At 69.3% G+C, this 15,848-nt stretch carries 14 protein-coding genes and 1 pseudogene; 6 read left to right on the forward strand and 9 right to left on the reverse strand.

What is annotated here, in order from left to right:
- On the reverse strand, positions 1-1,116 hold the full coding sequence (locus FM111_RS00815) for an alpha-ketoacid dehydrogenase subunit beta (protein ID WP_179204975.1): 1,116 nt from the start codon (positions 1,114-1,116) through the stop codon (positions 1-3).
- A 3-nt stretch (positions 1,117-1,119) separates the two neighbouring features.
- Entirely contained in the window at positions 1,120-2,349 is a 1,230-nt protein-coding gene (locus tag FM111_RS00820) for a 3-methyl-2-oxobutanoate dehydrogenase (2-methylpropanoyl-transferring) subunit alpha (protein WP_087138845.1), read from the reverse strand.
- 148 nt (positions 2,350-2,497) lie between these two features.
- Between FM111_RS00820 and FM111_RS00825 the strand changes: the two genes are divergently transcribed.
- On the forward strand, positions 2,498-2,986 hold the full coding sequence (locus tag FM111_RS00825) for an Lrp/AsnC family transcriptional regulator (RefSeq protein ID WP_003166242.1): 489 nt from the start codon (positions 2,498-2,500) through the stop codon (positions 2,984-2,986).
- A 24-nt stretch (positions 2,987-3,010) separates the two neighbouring features.
- On the opposite strand, the gene pdeM is transcribed toward FM111_RS00825, so the two are convergent.
- Both pdeM and FM111_RS00835 read right to left on the reverse strand, forming a co-directional pair.
- Positions 3,011-3,754: a ligase-associated DNA damage response endonuclease PdeM gene (gene pdeM, locus FM111_RS00830; RefSeq protein ID WP_087138846.1), complete on the reverse strand. Its 744-nt coding sequence runs from the start codon at positions 3,752-3,754 to the stop codon at positions 3,011-3,013.
- 166 nt (positions 3,755-3,920) lie between these two features.
- The gene (locus FM111_RS00835) at positions 3,921-6,554 is read right to left on the reverse strand and encodes a ligase-associated DNA damage response DEXH box helicase (RefSeq protein WP_087138847.1); all 2,634 of its coding nucleotides are present in this window, start codon (positions 6,552-6,554) and stop codon (positions 3,921-3,923) included.
- Positions 6,555-6,612: 58 nt separating this feature from the next.
- On the opposite strand from FM111_RS00835, the gene FM111_RS00840 reads away from it, so the two are divergent.
- Together FM111_RS00840 and ybaK are read left to right on the forward strand one after the other, a co-directional pair.
- Positions 6,613-9,462: an ATP-dependent DNA helicase gene (locus tag FM111_RS00840; protein ID WP_087138848.1), complete on the forward strand. Its 2,850-nt coding sequence runs from the start codon at positions 6,613-6,615 to the stop codon at positions 9,460-9,462.
- Positions 9,463-9,464: 2 nt separating this feature from the next.
- Positions 9,465-9,938, forward strand: coding sequence for a Cys-tRNA(Pro) deacylase (gene ybaK, locus FM111_RS00845; RefSeq protein ID WP_087138849.1), 474 nt, complete (start codon positions 9,465-9,467; stop codon positions 9,936-9,938).
- 5 nt (positions 9,939-9,943) lie between these two features.
- On the opposite strand, the gene FM111_RS00850 is transcribed toward ybaK, so the two are convergent.
- Positions 9,944-10,378, reverse strand: a complete 435-nt coding sequence (locus tag FM111_RS00850; protein ID WP_087138850.1) for a VOC family protein — start codon at positions 10,376-10,378, stop codon at positions 9,944-9,946.
- 102 nt (positions 10,379-10,480) lie between these two features.
- On the opposite strand from FM111_RS00850, the gene FM111_RS00855 reads away from it, so the two are divergent.
- Genes FM111_RS00855 through hisC form a run of 3 tightly spaced genes read left to right on the forward strand, consistent with a single transcriptional unit; the run spans position 10,481 to position 13,392 of the window.
- Positions 10,481-11,548, forward strand: a complete 1,068-nt coding sequence (locus tag FM111_RS00855; RefSeq protein ID WP_087138851.1) for a DUF2125 domain-containing protein — start codon at positions 10,481-10,483, stop codon at positions 11,546-11,548.
- Positions 11,549-11,561: 13 nt separating this feature from the next.
- The gene (locus FM111_RS00860; RefSeq protein ID WP_087138852.1) at positions 11,562-12,254 is read left to right on the forward strand and encodes a hypothetical protein; all 693 of its coding nucleotides are present in this window, start codon (positions 11,562-11,564) and stop codon (positions 12,252-12,254) included.
- Between the two features lie 28 nt (positions 12,255-12,282).
- Positions 12,283-13,392: a histidinol-phosphate transaminase gene (gene hisC / locus FM111_RS00865; RefSeq protein WP_087138853.1), complete on the forward strand. Its 1,110-nt coding sequence runs from the start codon at positions 12,283-12,285 to the stop codon at positions 13,390-13,392.
- Positions 13,393-13,409: 17 nt separating this feature from the next.
- On the opposite strand, the gene FM111_RS00870 is transcribed toward hisC, so the two are convergent.
- The 4 genes and pseudogenes from FM111_RS00870 to FM111_RS00885 all read right to left on the reverse strand — a co-directional run.
- Entirely contained in the window at positions 13,410-14,201 is a 792-nt protein-coding gene (locus tag FM111_RS00870) for a MipA/OmpV family protein (RefSeq protein ID WP_087138860.1), read from the reverse strand.
- 51 nt (positions 14,202-14,252) lie between these two features.
- On the reverse strand, positions 14,253-14,966 hold the full coding sequence (locus FM111_RS00875) for a lysophospholipid acyltransferase family protein (RefSeq protein ID WP_087138854.1): 714 nt from the start codon (positions 14,964-14,966) through the stop codon (positions 14,253-14,255).
- Positions 14,963-15,613, reverse strand: coding sequence for a YdcF family protein (locus tag FM111_RS00880; RefSeq protein WP_087138855.1), 651 nt, complete (start codon positions 15,611-15,613; stop codon positions 14,963-14,965). The genes FM111_RS00875 and FM111_RS00880 overlap by 4 nt, the downstream gene beginning before the upstream one ends.
- 10 nt (positions 15,614-15,623) lie before the next feature.
- Positions 15,624-15,848: pseudogene (locus tag FM111_RS00885) on the reverse strand (ABC transporter permease); the annotation flags it as partial.

A 15,848-nucleotide genomic window follows, 5' to 3' on the forward strand; every position in this document is an offset into this window, starting at 1 on the left:
TTAACGGCCTCCCGACATGACGGCTTTCAGCGCGTCGGCGACCCGCTGCGGTCCGGGGAAATATTCCCATTCAAAGGCGTGCGGATAGGGCGTGTCCCAACCGGTCACGCGCGCCACCGGCGCCTCCAGGTGATAGAAGCAGCGCTCCTGCACCAGCGCGCTCAGTTCGCCGCCGAAGCCCGAGGTTTTCGGCGCCTCGTGCACGATGACGCAGCGGCCGGTTTTCTTGACCGAGGCCTCGATGGCTTCGATGTCCAGCGGAACCAGGGTGCGAAGGTCGATGACCTCGGCGTCCACGCCCGCATGTTCGGCGCCCGCCAGCGCGACCCAGACCATGGTGCCATAGGCCAGGATGGTGACGTCGGAGCCTTCCTTCATCACGCGGGCCTTGCCGATCGGCTCGACGTATTTGCCGGTCGGGACCTGGGCCAGTTCCTGGGCCTTCCACGGGCTGACCGGCTTTTCGTGCCAGCCGTCGAAGGGGCCGTTGTAGAGGCGCTTGGGCTCGAAGAAGATGACCGGATCGTCGTCCTCGATCGCTGCGGTCAGCAGACCCTTGGCGTCATAGGGGTTGGACGGGATCACCACCTTCAGACCGGCGATGTGGGTGAACAGGCTTTCCGGCGACTGGCTGTGCGTCTGGCCGCCGAAAATGCCGCCGCCGTAGGGGCTGCGCACCACCATCGGCGTGGTGAACTGGCCGCCCGAGCGATAGCGCATCTTGGCCGCTTCGGAGACGATCTGGTCGTAGGCCGGATAGATGTAGTCGGCGAACTGGATCTCGACGACCGGGCGCAGGCCATAGGCGGCCATGCCGATGGCGGCGCCGACGATGCCGGTTTCCGAGATGGGGGCGTCGAAGCTGCGGTTCATGCCGTGCTTCTTCTGCAGATGGTCGGTGACGCGGAAGACGCCGCCGAAATAGCCCGCGTCTTCGCCGTAGGAGACGACGGTCGGGTCTTCGGCCATCTTGACGTCCAGGGCCGAGTTCAGGGCCTGGATCATGTTCATCGAGGCGACGGCGGGGGCGGCTGCAGAGGCTTCTGGGGCGACCGACGCCGGGGCGTTCTTCTGGTCGACCATGTCGGCTTCAATCTTGTCGTTGATCTCGGCCATCACTCAGACTCCTACTTCGCGGCGCTGTTCGACCAGACGCCAGTCCTCGGTCGCATAGACCTCCTCGAACATGGTCTTCACGCTGGGGCGCGATTGGCCGAGCGTGCCGATGGCCTCGGATTCCTTGGCGGCGGCGCGGACCTTTTCGACCGCTTCCTTCTCGGCTTCTTCCTGCTGTTCGTCGGACCATTCGCCCAGACCGATCAGGTGCTGCTTCAGGCGAGCGATCGGGTCGCCCAGCGGCCACTTTTCATGCTCGTCGCCGGGGCGGTAGCGGCTGGGGTCGTCCGAGGTCGAGTGCGGGGCGCCGCGATAGGTGAACAGCTCGATGATCGTCGCGCCCTGGTTGGTGCGGGCGCGCTCCTCGGCCCACTGGGTCGCGGCCCAGACGGCCAGGAAGTCGTTGCCGTCGACGCGCAGGGCGGGCAGGCCATAGCCGATGCCCTTGGACGCGAAGGTGGTCTCAAGCCCGCCGGCGATGCCCTGGAAGGACGAGATGGCCCACTGGTTGTTGACGATGTTCAGGATGACCGGCGCGCGATAGACGGCGGCGAAGGTCAGGGCCGAGTGGAAGTCGCTCTCGGCCGTCGAGCCGTCGCCGATCCAGGTGATGGCGATCTTGTCGTCGCCGCGGATGGCCGAGGCCATGCCCCAGCCCACGGCCTGGATATACTGCGTGCCCAGATTGCCCGAGATGGTGAAGAAGCCGTAGTCCTTGGCCGAGTACATGATCGGCAGCTGGCGGCCCTTGATGGGGTCTTCGGCGTTCGAATAGATCTGGTTCATCATGGTCGCGAGCGGATAGTCGCGCGCGATCAGAAGGCCCTGCTGGCGATAGGTGGGGAAGCCCATGTCCTCGCGGCTCAGGATCATGCCCTGGGCGACCGCGATGGCCTCTTCGCCGGTGCACTTCATGTAGAAGCTGGTCTTGCCCTGGCGGTGGGCGCGGTGCATCCGGTCGTCGAAGGCGCGCGTCAGGATCATGGCCTTCAGGCCGCGACGCATCGTCTCAGGGTCCAGCTTGGGGTCCCACGGCCCGACGGCCTGGCCTTCATCGTCCAGCACGCGGATCAGGCGGAAGGCGTGATCGCGCATTTCGGCAGGCGCCGTGCTGACGTCCGGGCGGTCGACCGCGCCGGGCGCGTCGAGCTTCAGGTGGCTGAAATCAGGCGTGTCGCCCGGCCGGCCCGAAGGCTCCGGCACGCGCAGCGACAGCGTCGGGGTGTTCTTCATCAATGCCTCCCGTCCGGTTGAACCGGCCGCGTTTCCTTATGGATGAGGGCATAGCATGGCGTATGATTGTTGGCTCTCCTAAAAACACCCTTGCCAAATGGCGATTTGGGGTATTTTATTGCGCAGAAAGCTAATTCGGAGAAAGCCTTTGGCCGACGACCTCGACCCTATCGACGCGCGCATCCTCGACATCCTTCAGCAGGACGCAGGCCTGTCTGTCGCCGAGGTCGCCGATCGCGTCGGCCTGTCGGCCTCGCCGTGCTGGCGCCGGATCAAGAGACTGGAGGACTCTGGCCTGATACGCAAGCGTGTCACGCTATTGGACGCCGGTCTTCTGGGCCTGGACTTCGAAGTCTACGCCATCGTCAAGCTGAGCCTGCCGACCCGCGACAACCTGCAGATCTTCGAACAGGCCGTCGAAAGCTGGCCCGAAGTGGTGCAGTGCGCCACCATCACGGGGCGCGAGGATTACGTCCTGCGCATCATCACCACCGACATGCACGCGTTCGACCAGTTCCTGCGCGACAAGCTGCTGACGCTCGGCATCGTCTCCAACTGCGAGAGCCACATCGTCACGCGCGGGGTGAAGAACGTCACCACCCTGCCGCTGGGCATCATCACGCCGCACGTCGGCTGAGGCTGAGCGCGCCGTCGCCTTTCGTCAGCTCAGGCGGTCGAAGGCGACGGCGTGGACCTTGTCCCGCCCCAGCAGGGCGGCCAGCGGCGGGACGGGAAACAGGTCCGCGATCGCCCGGTCGCGCACGTCCAGCCCGCCGGTGAAGGCGCCGAAGGCGGGCAGGATCAGCCGCCGCCCATCCGTGACGAAGCAGGGGCGCCGCACGCCTCGGCCATAGGCGGCGACGCGCGCGGCGGGATGCAGATGGCCCGCGACCTCGCCCGGCGCGGGTTCAGCCTGCGGCTCGTGGATCAGGAACAGACCGCCCAGCGACAGGGTTTCGACCACTCGTCCGGGCAGGCGCTTGTAGGGATTGGCCAGCGCGCCGGCCAGGGCGTCCAGATCATGATTGCCCTCCAACCAAATCCAGTCGCGCCCGGCGGCCAGGCTTTCCAGCCGCGCCAGTTGATCGCCGCCCATGCGCGACACCGCCTTTGAATCGTGGAAGCTGTCGCCCAGCAGGACGACCGCGCGCGGGTCCAGCGCCTCGATCTCGGCCTCCAGCCGGGCCAGGGTGGCGGGGCTGTCATAGGGCGGCAGCATCTGCCCGCGCGCCGCGAAGGCCGAGCCCTTCTCCAGATGCAGGTCCGAGGCGATCAGGGTCTGACGCTTCGGCAGCCACAACGCGCCTGAACAGCGCAGCACGCAGGCTTCGCCATTGACCGTGAGCTTCAGCCCGCCGCAGGGATGGCGATGGGGCGACAGGATTTCCCGTAACGCCGCGTTCATCGCCCTTCCCCCCTCGGGGGAGAAGGTGGGCGGCGGAGCCGCTCGGATGAGGGGGCTGTATCCGCAAGCAAGCCGTCAGACCGGGAGCGCGCGGCGGGCGTCCCCCTCACCCCTCTTGCTCCGCAAGCCACCTTCTCCTCCGAGGGGAGAAGGATGCACGATATCGTCACGCCGCCCCTTTCAGCGCCTGGGGCGCGTCTTCCATGACCTCGGCGATCAGAGCCTCGGCGGATTCATCAAGGATCATCTCGGCGGCGTCGCCCCCTACGCGCTCGCGCCCGATTTGCACCAGCACCGGCACGCTGAAGGGCGAGGGCCGGTCCAGCCGCCTATGCACGATGCGGCCGTGGATGCGGCTCAGAAGTTGGCCCAGCCGCGCCACGTCCAGCAGGCCCGTCGCCGCATCCGCCCGCGCCGTCCTCAGCAGCAGATGGTCCGGCTGATGCCGTCGCAGCACGTCGTAGATCAGGTCGGTCGAAAACGTCACCTGCCGCCCGGTCTTCTCCGCCCCCGGCTGGCGCTGCTCGATCAGGCCGGAGATCAGGGCGCAGTTGCGGAAGGAGCGCTTCATCATGAAGCTCTCCTCCAGCCAGGCCTCCAGATCGTCGCCCAGCATGTCCGGCTCGAACAGGGCGTCCAGGTCGAGGCCGTCCATCGGCCGGATCGACCAGATGGCCAGCGAATAGTCCGTCACCACAAAGCCCAGCGGCCCGACGCCCATCCGGTCCAGCCGCCGCGTCAGCAGCATGGCCAGGGTCGTGTGCGCCAGCCGCCCCTCGAACGGATAGGCGACCATGAAATGCCGCGTCCCGCGCGGAAAGGTCTCGATCAGCAGGGTCTGCGCCTCCGGGATGGCGCTGCGCACGGCCTGCAACTCCAGCCATTCCTGCACGTCGGGCGGCAGGACGCGCCAGTGATCGCGGTCCTGCACCATGCGCCGCACCCGCTCGGCCAATGATGTGCCCAGCGGGAATTTCGAGCCGCCGTAGGAGGGGATCTTCGGGTCTTTATCGACAGCGGGCGAGACCAAGGCGTCCGTCTTGACGATGCCCTGAAAGGCCCAGACCTGACCGGCGAAGACGAAGGTGTCGCCCGGCGTCATCTGCTCGAAATACCACTCCTCGGCCTCGCCGATCTTGCGGCCCGCGACCAGATGCTTGCCGCCCGCACGCCGCCCGGCGACGCGCACATTGAGATTGGCGGCCGAGACGATGGCGCCGACGTTCATCCGATGGCGTTGGGCCATCTGGGCGTTGCGGACCGTCCACTTGCCGTCGCGGGTGCGCACGATGCGGGCGAAGCGGTCATAGGTCCGCAGCGCATAGCCGCCGACCGCGACCAGATCGACGACCTCCTCGAACGCCTCATAGGTCAGGCCGCGATAGGGGCCCGCCGTCGTCACCTCGGCGAACAGTTCGCTCAGGTCGAAGGGTTCCGAACAGGCGCAGCCCATGACGTGCTGGGCCAGCGTATCCAGCGTGCCGGTATGTTCCGGCTCCCAGTCGAAGGCGTTCTCGGCCACGGCTTCGCGCGCGGCCTGACACTCCAGCATCTCGAAGCGGCTGGCGGGGACCATCAGGGCGCGCGACGGCTCGTCCAGCCTGTGATTGGCGCGGCCGATGCGCTGGACCAGGCGACTGGCCCCCTTGGGCGCGGCCAACTGGATCACCAGATCGACGTCGCCCCAGTCGATGCCCAGATCCAGCGTCGAGGTGCAGACCACGGCCTTCAGATCGCCGCGCGCCATCGCCGCCTCGACCTTGCGCCTTTGCTCGGCGGCCAGCGAGCCGTGGTGCAGGGCGATCGGCAGGTCATCCTCATTGATCGCCCACAGCGACTGGAACACGAACTCGGCCTGCCAGCGGGTGTTGACGAAGATCAGGCTGAGGCCTGCCTGTTTGATGGCGTCATAGACCTCGGGGATGGCGTGGACGCCGGTGTGGCCCGCCCAGGGCACGCGGCCTTCGCTGACCAGCACATCCACCACCGGCGGCGCGCCCGGATCGCCGAGGACGATCCGAATCCCTTCTCCCCTCGGGGGAGAAGGTGGCTCGCGTAGCGAGACGGATGAGGGGGCGGGCGGATCTATACTGGCGGCGTCGGGCTTGTTCCTGGCGTCCCCCTCATCCGAGCGGCTCCGCCGCCCACCTTCTCCCCCGAGGGGAGAAGGGGAGAGCCAGTCTGCGATCCTGTCCGGATCATCCACCGTCGCCGACAGCGCCACCCGCCGCATCTCAGGCGCGAACTGTTGCAGCCGCGCCAGCCCCAGCGCCAGCAGGTCGCCGCGCTTGCCGCTCCAGATGGCGTGGACCTCGTCCAGCACGACGCATTTCAGATCGGCGAAATAATTCCGTGCTCCCTCCCAGGCGCAGAACAGGGCCAACTGTTCCGGCGTGGTCAGCAGGATGTCGGGCGGGAAGTCGCGCTGACGCTGCTTCTTCGACTGTTTGGTGTCGCCGGTGCGGCTCTCGACGTGGATGTTCAGCCCGATCTCGCGGATGGGCGTCATCAGGTTGCGCTCGACGTCGGTGGTCAACGCCTTCAGCGGCGACAGATAGAGGGTGTGAACGCCCGATCCCGGCCCGGCCTCGGGCCTCGGGCCGCGCTCGGCCAGATCGATCAGGCTGGGCAGGAAGCCCGCCAGCGTCTTGCCTCCGCCCGTCGGCGCCACCAGCAGGGCGTGCTGGCCGGCCTTCGCCGCCGCGACCATATCCTGCTGATGTCGGCGCGGCGACCAGCCCCGACCGGCGAACCAGTCGGCGAACAGAGGCGGAAGCGTTGCAGTGATCGGCGTCGTCACGCCAAGCCTATAACATGTTCCCGTTCCGTTTCGTCACCTTCGACGCTATCTAGCGAGGGTGACTGTCGAATCCGCCGAGATCAGCACCGCGTCGTCCCTGACGTTCGACCTGCCGCCCGCGCTGGCCACGCCGCCGGGGGCCGGAGCCGTGTGCGACGATCAGGGGGCGAGGAAGATCGGACGCGGCGCCGCCGAGGGTCTGTTCACAGGCGGCGACGTCATCGTCGCCCACGCCGGGCTGACCGCGCGGCGGCTGGGTCTGGCGCCGCCGCCGCGCTCGGCCGAGATGCTGGACGCGCTGGAGCTGTTCGCTTTCGTGCGCCCCGCTCGGTTCTGCGCTCCGTCGCCGACCGGACTGGCCCTGGCGCTGGGCGGTGAGGAGCCGAGGGGCGCCGAGGCGCAGGCCGCCGCCCTGCGCGCCGCCGCCGCCGACCTGCTGGCCGAGCTGGCCGCGCCCGCCTATCCGGGGCGAGAGGAAGCCTACACGCTGGCCCTGACGCTGGAGCGGGCGGGCTGGGGCTGGTCGCCGCGCGTGCTTCAGGCCCTGCGCGCCGGGCCGTTGCGCGATCGCCAGCAGCGCGGCTCGGGCCTTGACGTCTGGGCGCGGCTTCAGGAGTGGGAGGACGAGGCGCCGCGCGGCGAGGCGGGGTCGGCTCCGGTCGATTCCGAGAGCGCCCGCATCCGTCTGGACAAGCTGCTTCAGGCCTCGGGTCTGGACGAGACGCGACCCGCCCAGTCCGACTATGCGGCCGAAGCCGCCTATGCCTTCTCGCCGCGCAATGAAGAGGGCCGCCCGCGCGTCCTACTGGCCGAGGCGGGGACCGGCACGGGCAAGACGCTGGGCTATCTGGCGCCCGCCAGCCTGTGGGCCGAGCGCAACGCAGGCGCAGCGTGGATCTCGACCTACACCCGCGCCCTGCAACGCCAGATCGACCGCGAGAGCCGCGCCCTGTGGCCCGATGAAGCCGAGCGCCGCCGCAAGACGGTGGTGAGGAAGGGGCGCGAGAACTATCTCTGCCTGCTGAACCTTCAGGACATGGTGCAGGCGGCGCAACTGGGGAACGGCGATCTGATCGGCATGGCGCTGGCCGCGCGCTGGGCCGCCCACACCCGCGACGGCGACATGACCGGCGGCGACTATCCCGGCTGGCTGCCCGGCCTTTATGCGACGGCGCCCATGCATCAGGCGGGCCCGGCCAATCTGGTCGACCGGCGCGGCGAGTGCGTCCACGCCGCCTGCCCCCACTATCGCCTGTGCTTCGTTGAAAAGACCATCCGCGCCAGCCGCCGGGCCGATCTGGTGGTGGCCAATCATGCGCTGGTGATGACGCAGGCGGCCTTTGACGGCGCCCGCACGGCGCGCGGCCTGAAGCAGGACGGCGAGACGGCGGCGCTGAAACGCATCGTCTTCGACGAGGGCCACCATCTGTTCGACGCCGCCGACAGCGCCTTCTCCGCCTGCCTGTCGGGGCAGGAGGCGGCCGAACTGCGCCGCTGGATCAGGGGGCCGGAGGGGCGCGGCCGTCGCGGACGCGGGCTGGAACAGCGTCTGGGCGACCTGACCGCCGACAACGAAGCCGCCGCCAAGGCCCTGAAGGACGCGCTTCAGGCCGCCGCCCAACTGCCGGGCGAGGGGGTGTCGGGCCGCATCGCCCCGGCGTCTGGCGAAGTGAACCCCATCGGGCCGATCGAGCGGTTTCTGGTCGCGGCGCTGGAGCAGCTGCGCGCCCGTGCGGCCGAGAACGGCGGCGCCGAGTTCGGGCTGGAGTGCGCCCTGCGCCCCGTCACCGAGCCGGTGCTGGAGGCCGCGCGCGAAGCCGCCCGCGCCATCGCCGCCGTCGAGGCGCCGCTGCTGGCCCTGTCGCGCCATCTCGAAGACATTCTGGACGAGGAGGCGGCCGAGCTGGACGGCGCCGCCCGCGCCCGCATCGAAGGCTCGCTGCGCGGGCTGGACCGACGCGGCCGCATGACCCTGCCCGGCTGGCGCTCCATGCTGGCGGCGCTGGAGGAGGGCGGAGACGAACCTGATCCCGACTATGTGGATTGGCTGAGCGCCGAGGCCGCCTTCGGCCGCATCCACGACGTGGCCCTGCGCCGCCATTGGATCGACCCGACCGTGCCGCTGGAGGCGGCGGTGGTCATGCCCGCGCACGGGGTGCTGGTGACCAGCGCCACCCTGTCCGATCCGGCGGCGGAAGACCCTTTCGACCTGGCCCGCCTGCGCACCGGGGCCGCGCGCCTGATCGAACCGGCGCGGACGCTGAAGGTCGACAGCCCCTTCGACTATGCGACCAACAGCCGGGTTATCGTCGTCAATGATCTGGTCAAGGACGACCCGCGCCAGATCGCGGCGGCCATGCGCGAACTGTTCCTGGCGGCGGGGGGCGGGGGGCTGGGTCTGTTCACCGCCATCCGGCGGTTGAAGGCGGTCTATGAACGGCTGGGGCCGGAGCTGGCGCGGGCGGGCCTGCCGCTCTACGCCCAGCACGTCGATCCGCTGGAGGTCGGGGCGCTGGTCGACGTCTTCAGGGCCGAGCGGGACAGCTGTCTTCTGGGCACCGACGCCGTGCGCGATGGGGTGGATGTGCCGGGGCGGTCCTTGCGCGTTCTGGCCTTCGACCGCGTGCCGTGGCCGCGCCCGGACCTGCTGCACAAGGCGCGGCGCGAGCGGTTCGGCACGGGCTCGGGCGGGCGGTCCTACGACGACGCCCTGGCGCGCGGGCGCATCGCCCAGGCGTTCGGCCGCCTGATCCGCCGGGCCGATGATCGGGGCGTCTTCGTCATGCTGGACGCCGCCTGCCCGACGCGCCTGTTCGCCGCCTTGCCGCCGGGAACCGAGGTGTTGCGTCTGGGCCTGGCCGAGACGGTGGAGTTGACCAAGAGCTTCCTGGCGGAGCAGACCGACTGACCATGTCCAGAACCACCCCCGCCACCGTCGCCCTGACCAAGGCCGGCGTCGCCTTTGAACTGCACCCTTACGACTACGATCCTGACGCGGCGCGCGTGGGATTGCAGGCGGCCGAGGCGTTGGGCTGGGCGCCGGAGCAGGTGTTCAAGACGTTGATGACGCTGGTGGACGCCAAGCCTGTCTGCGTCATCCTGCCGTCCGACTGCGAGGTCAGCATGAAGAAGCTGGCCGCCGCCGCGGGGGGCAAGTCGGCCCAGATGATGAAGCCCGCCGACGCCGAGCGCCTGACCGGCTTTAAGGTCGGCGGCGTCAGCCCCTTCGGCCAACGGAAAGCCGTCCCGACCTTCATCGATGAGACGGCGATCCTGTTCGACCGGGTGCTGATCAACGGCGGCCAGCGCGGCCTGCTGCTCGAACTGGCGCCTGATGAAGCGGCGCGCGCCTGCGCCGCGACCTGGGCGGATCTGACGGCCTGATCGGCCTAGCCCTCGAACGTCACGACCACGCTGTCGGCGGAACGCTCGGCCTCGCCGTGGAACACCGCTTCGATGTTGTTGCCGTCCGGGTCCAGCAGGAAGGCGGCGTAGTAGCCGGGGTGATAGGGTCGTTCGCCCGGCGCCCCGTTGTCGGTTCCGCCCGCCGCCAGACCCGCCTTGTGGAAGGCCTCGACCATGGCGCGATCCTTGGCCTGAAACGCCAGGTGGCAGCGGCCCGTCGGACGACCAGCCGCCGCGATGCTGTCCACCGCCGAGACGAACAGTTCGTCGGCCCAGAAGAAGCGTTCGGCCTCGCCGGCGATCGGCACGCCCAGGGCCTCCAGCACCGCGCCGTAGAAACGGCGGCTGGCCTCAAGATCGGGCGTCACCAGTTGCAGATGGTCGATCAGCCGACCGCGATGAAGCTGTTGCGTCTCCATGGTCCTCGTCTCCTGTCAGATTGCGATTCGAACGGGCGGCAGCCTGGCCTGTTCCTGCTGACAGGGCGTGTCAGCAGCCTCGCGTCCTGCTAAAGCGCGCTCATGACCGACACGACCGCCGCCGCTCCGCATCACAGCCGCAAGGGACTGATCATCCCCTTCGTCATCGTCGCCGTGGGTCTGGTCCTGTGGACCGGCTGGTGGTTCTTCCTGACCCAGCAGATCGAGCGCCGGATGGAGGCGAAGATCGCCGGGCTGCAAGAGAGCGGCTGGACCATCAAGCACGCGGGAATCGCTACGACCGGCTGGCCCATGCACGCGCGCGTGACGATCAAGCATCTGGATGTGATCGCGCCCTCGGGCCATGCCGTCGAGGCGCCCGAGATGGTGGCCCAGGCCAACGCCTATAATCCCACGCGCTGGGTGCTGGCGGCGCCGGACGGCCTGACCGTCACGCGGGGCGAGAAGGGCAAGACCGCCATCCGCGCCGAGGGCATCCGCATGAGCCTGCACGGCCTGACGCAGCGCTGGCCCAATGTGGCGCTGGAGCTGGAGAAGCCGGTCTTCACCGCCCTGCCGGACGCCGAGCCCTTCCCGCTGAAACAGGCGGGGCTGGTGCAGTTCTACATGCGGCCGCACATGGTCGGCTCCGACACCCCGACCGATGACGTGGACGTGCTGTTCCGCCTGGTCGACGGCGAGGGCCGTCCGAACGGCCCGGTCGAAGGCTTTACCCAGTCGGGGATGCTGAACGCTCAGGTCGAGGCGGTGATCGAAAAGGCTTCGGCCCTGCGCAAGGGCGCGGACGCCAAGGGGCTGCTGACCGCCTGGACGGCGGCGGGCGGGCGCTTCATCGACGTGAAGGGCCAGCTTCAGGCGGGCGAGAGCAAGGCCTTCGTCTCCAGCGACGCCCTGTCGGCGGACGCCAAGGGGCAGTTGGAAGGCGAGGTCTTCGTGCGCGCCGAGAAGCCCCTGGCGGCCATCGTCGGCCTGGCGGGCGCCCAGCAGGGCGGGGCGCTGGACCGCGCCGCCGCCGCCAGGGCCGCCGCCGCCACGCCTCAGGGCGGAACCGGCGATGAAGGCCAGGGCGTGGAGCTGGCCATCCTGTTCCGCGGCGGCCGCACCTATCTGGGGCCGTTCGCCCTGGCGCCCGCGCCGCAGCTGTTCTGATGCTGCCCTTGTCATGCTGATCGAGCCGCCCGCCGACGAAGCGCGTCTATCGCTGGAGCGGGCCGTGGCCGAGGCCGTGCGCGCGCGGCTGGCGGCGGGGGCGCGCGGCTCGGTCGACGGCGACGCCATCGCCCTGCGCGCCGTCCTGTCAGGAATGAGCCTGGCGGAAAAGGCGGCGGTGCGCGCCGTACTGGGGCGGTTGGAGGCGACGAACGGGCGGCCCTTGATCGCCTGCGGAGCGCTGTCGTCGGTGCTGGCGGCCGATCGCTGGGGTCTGGCGGCGCGGCCCATGGCGGAAGCGGATCAGGCCCTGATCGCCGTGCGCGATGGCGCAGCGCAGAAGGCGCGCGCCCTGATCGACCTGTCGGCGCGGCCGTGGTGGGGGCGGCTGCTGGCCCTGCCCATGCTGAAGGTGATCGCGGCCCTGCCGGATGACGCCGCCGGAGCGCCGCGCGCCCTGCTGGTCGGGACCGAGGCGCCGGGGCCGACGGGCGACGACCGCACCTTCTGGGTGACGGACAGCGCCTGGCCCGACGCCCGCATCGTGGAGGCCCTGGGCCAGGCGGGGCTGGCGGCCGAATTTCTGTCGGGCGGAGGCGGGTTGAAGCTGTTCGTCCTGACGGGCTATGTGCAGGCGGAAGATATCAGGCTGGGCGGCGCGCCCGGCGGCCTGACCGGCGTCATCGGCGCCGCTCCCGTCTTCTGAACACTGCGGCCGACAGGATGACCCGCGCATGACCGAAGCGAACGCCCCCGAGGGATCGCCTCAACCCAAGAGCGGCGTCCTGGACATCGCCCCCTATGTCGGCGGCAAGAGCGCCATCGCCGGGGTGGCCAAGCCGATCAAGCTGTCCTCCAACGAGAACGCGCTCGGCGCAGGCGAAAAGGCGCGCGAGGCTTACGCCGCCGCCGTCGTCTCGATTCACCTCTATCCCGACGGCCGGGCCGATCGGTTGCGCGCCGCCGTGGCCGAAACGCATGGTCTGGAGCCGGAACGGCTGATCTTCGGCAATGGGTCGGACGAGGTCTTCGCCCTGCTGAACCAGACCTATCTGGAGGCCGGAGACAATATCGTCACCAGCCAGTACGCCTTCGTCGCCTATCAGATTTCCGCCCGCGCCTGTCAGGCCGAGGTCAGGCTGGCGGCCGAGCCGGACTACCGCGCCGACGTCGACGCCATGCTGGCCCTGGTCGATGAGCGGACCAAGCTGGTCTATCTGTCGAACCCCGCCAATCCGACCGGCAGCTTCGCCACGGGCGAGGAGATCCGCCGCCTGCACGCGGGCCTGCCTGCCCACGTCATCCTGGTGATCGACGAAGCCTACGCTGAGTTCGTGACCGAACCGGACTGGGAAAGCGCCTTCGATCTGGCGCGCACGGCGCCCAACGTCGTCGTCACCCGCACCTTCTCCAAGCTGCACGGCCTGGGCGGCCTGCGGGTCGGCTTCGGCTATGCGCCGCTGTCGGTGGAGCAGGCCATCGACCGCATCCGCCTGCCGTTCAACGTCTCTGTGCCGGGCATCGAGGCGGCCATCGCGGCCCTGAGCGACGAGGCGCACCAGAAGGCCTCGCGAGATCTGGTGGCCGAGTGGCGCCCGCGCCTGATCCAGGCCGTGCGCGGCTTCGGGTTCGAGGTGCTGCCCGCCTCGGGCAACTTCATCCTGATCCGCTTCCCGGACGCGAAACGTCCGGCTTCGGCGGCGCAGGACTATCTGCAGTCCCAGGGGATCATCGTGCGCGGCGTGGCGAGCTACGGCCTGCCGGACTGCCTGCGGGTGACGGTCGGAACGGCGGACCAGAACCGCGCCGTCATCGACGCCCTCAGCGAGTTCGCGGCGCGCTGAGGCGTCAGATCAATGGCCTAGTCGCCGCTGTTGAAGCGCACCACGCCGATCACTCCGGCGCGCCAGATATAGTCGTCCTCGATCAGGGGGCTGTCCTTGATGTCGCCCAGGCGCTGTTCGTAGTTGACGAAGGCGCCCATGCCGTAGCGATCGCCGATCGGAATGGCCAACAGGGCTGCCGCTCCCGCCGCCGACAAACCGCCCGAAGGCTCGAAGGCGGTGAAGCCGCTGCTCGCGGCCTCGGCGGCGCTGACGCCATAGTAGCGCTGGACCCGTTCGTCGTCGGCGGCGCGCATATAGGCCATGGTCTGCAACAGGCCGATGGGGGTCACGCGCTGATGGCTGACGGTGCCGTAGTATTCCATTCCGGCGTCGTCGCCGGTGGCGTCATGCTGGATACGACCGCCTACGACGATATTCCCCGGCAGACGCTTGTAGGCGTAGAGCGCTGCATCCGCGCCCAGCTCCGGTCGGTCCATGCCGTCGATGTCGCCCGCCGCGAAACGGGGGCGCAACTGCACGCCGGCGTGGAAGCCGTCGCGCTTGATCGCATTCCAGCCGAGACCATCCAGGCCGTTGGCGTAGACGATGTCGCGATAGGAGGCCGAACCCCAGGCGGTGAAGCTGGCCTCGTCGCTGTTGTTGCCGGTGGCGCTGAAGCCGCGCACCACGCCGCCGCCGATATCGACCTTCCACGTCTGCGGGGCCTCGACCGGCTGGAACGGCTGCGCCTGCGCCAGGGCGGCGGCGGGCAGGCCCGCGAGGGCGGCGGTCAGCAGCGCGAGGCGGAGGGTGGTGCGTGAAGTCATGAGCGGGTCCCAGGTCAACAACTGATGATATAGGGGCCCGCTCTCCAAAGCCTAGGTTTTGGGCGGCAACAAGGCGGTCGAGGCTCCTTCGATCCGGCTTTCCAGTTCAGCCATGAAGGCGGCGCGTTTCAGACCGGCCGGGATCGGCGGCAGGAACTCGAAAACAACCGTGCCCGGATAACGTTTAAAGCCGTGGGCGGGCCAGTGGACGCCCGAGTTGGTGGCGATGGGCCAGCAGGGCGCCTCGACGTCGCGATAGATGGCGGCGACGCCGGGCTTGTAGTCGGCCGGCTCGCCCGGCGTCGTGCGGGTGCCTTCGGGAAAGATCAGGATCTGACGGTCCTCGGCCAGACGGGCGCGGGTCTGGCGCACCATGTCCTTCAGCGCCTTGGCGTGGGCGGCGCGGTCGACTGCGATCATCTTCGTCTTCCAGGCGAACCAGCCGAAGAACGGCAGGGGCATCAGCTCCTTCTTCATCACGAAACAGGCGTCGTCCAGGAAGGCGAAGGGGGCGATGACGTCCAGCATCCCCTGGTGCTTGGCGGCGATCAGGGCGGGGCCGGTCGGGCGATGCTCCAGCCCGCGCACCTCGACCTTGATCCCGGCGATCCAGCGCAGGCCGAACAGGACGAAACGCGCCCATAGCTTGATCACCCCCATGGCGACCCCGTGCGGCATCAGCAGCGCCGGCGACAGGCCGACGGCGAACAGCGGCATCGACAGATAGAGCCACAGGGTGAAGATCAGGGATCGGACGGTCGTCATGCGGCGGCCTTGCTCGGTTCGGAGGCGTCGGCCTCAGCGGTCGGGCCGGGGCGTTCGGGGTGGCGGCCGGTCAGGCGGTGCATCCCCTCGCGACCCAGAACGGCCAGGTATTTCATGTATTCCAGCGTCATGCGCCGGGCGGTCTCGGTTGCGCGCCACCATCCGGCGTTGTCCAGCGACGGGGTGGAGACGGCGTAGGGCGTCAGCCGCACGCCCGGCGCAGCGCCGCGAATCTCCAGCAGGCTGCGGGGCATATGATAGTCGGAGGTGACGACGATCAGGTCGTCATAACCCTTGGACCGCGCCCAGGCGGCGATCTCCTGGGCGTTGCCGACGGTGTTCTCAGCCTCGAAGCCCAGGTCGACGCAACAGTTGAACAGCTTGCTGGAGCCCGGCGTCAGGGCGCGCAGCTCCTGGCGACGAACCTCGCGGTTGACGCCCGAGATCAGCAGTCGGTCGCCCTTGTCCTGCTCCAGCAGGCGGATGGCGGCGTTGACGCGCTCGGCCGACGGCCCGGTCAGGGAGACGATGGCGTCGGCCCGCGCCGGTTCAGGCGCGGGCGTGAAGCCGCGCACCCGCTCGGCGAAGACGAACAGGCCCGTCAGCCACATCAGCGCCACCACGGCGATCAGCGTCAGGAACTTCATAGGAGTCTAACTAGCTACGCTGGCCGAGCTTCGCCAGCGCCGTGAGGCGGGCGGCCAGGACGGCGACGGCGCCCGCCAGCAAGGGACAGGCGATCAGCACTGACAGATCGACCCAGGCCAGCGGCAGGGCCGGGGTCAGCCCGCCTGCGCCGCCGATCAGGCGCAGGACGGCCAGCATCAGCGCCGCCAGGCCGCCCCGGCCGCCGCCGCCTGACGCACGCGGCGCTTGCGTTCG

This window comes from Brevundimonas diminuta 3F5N (assembly GCF_900163625.1).
GTDB classification, from domain to species: Bacteria; Pseudomonadota; Alphaproteobacteria; order Caulobacterales; family Caulobacteraceae; genus Brevundimonas; species Brevundimonas diminuta_A.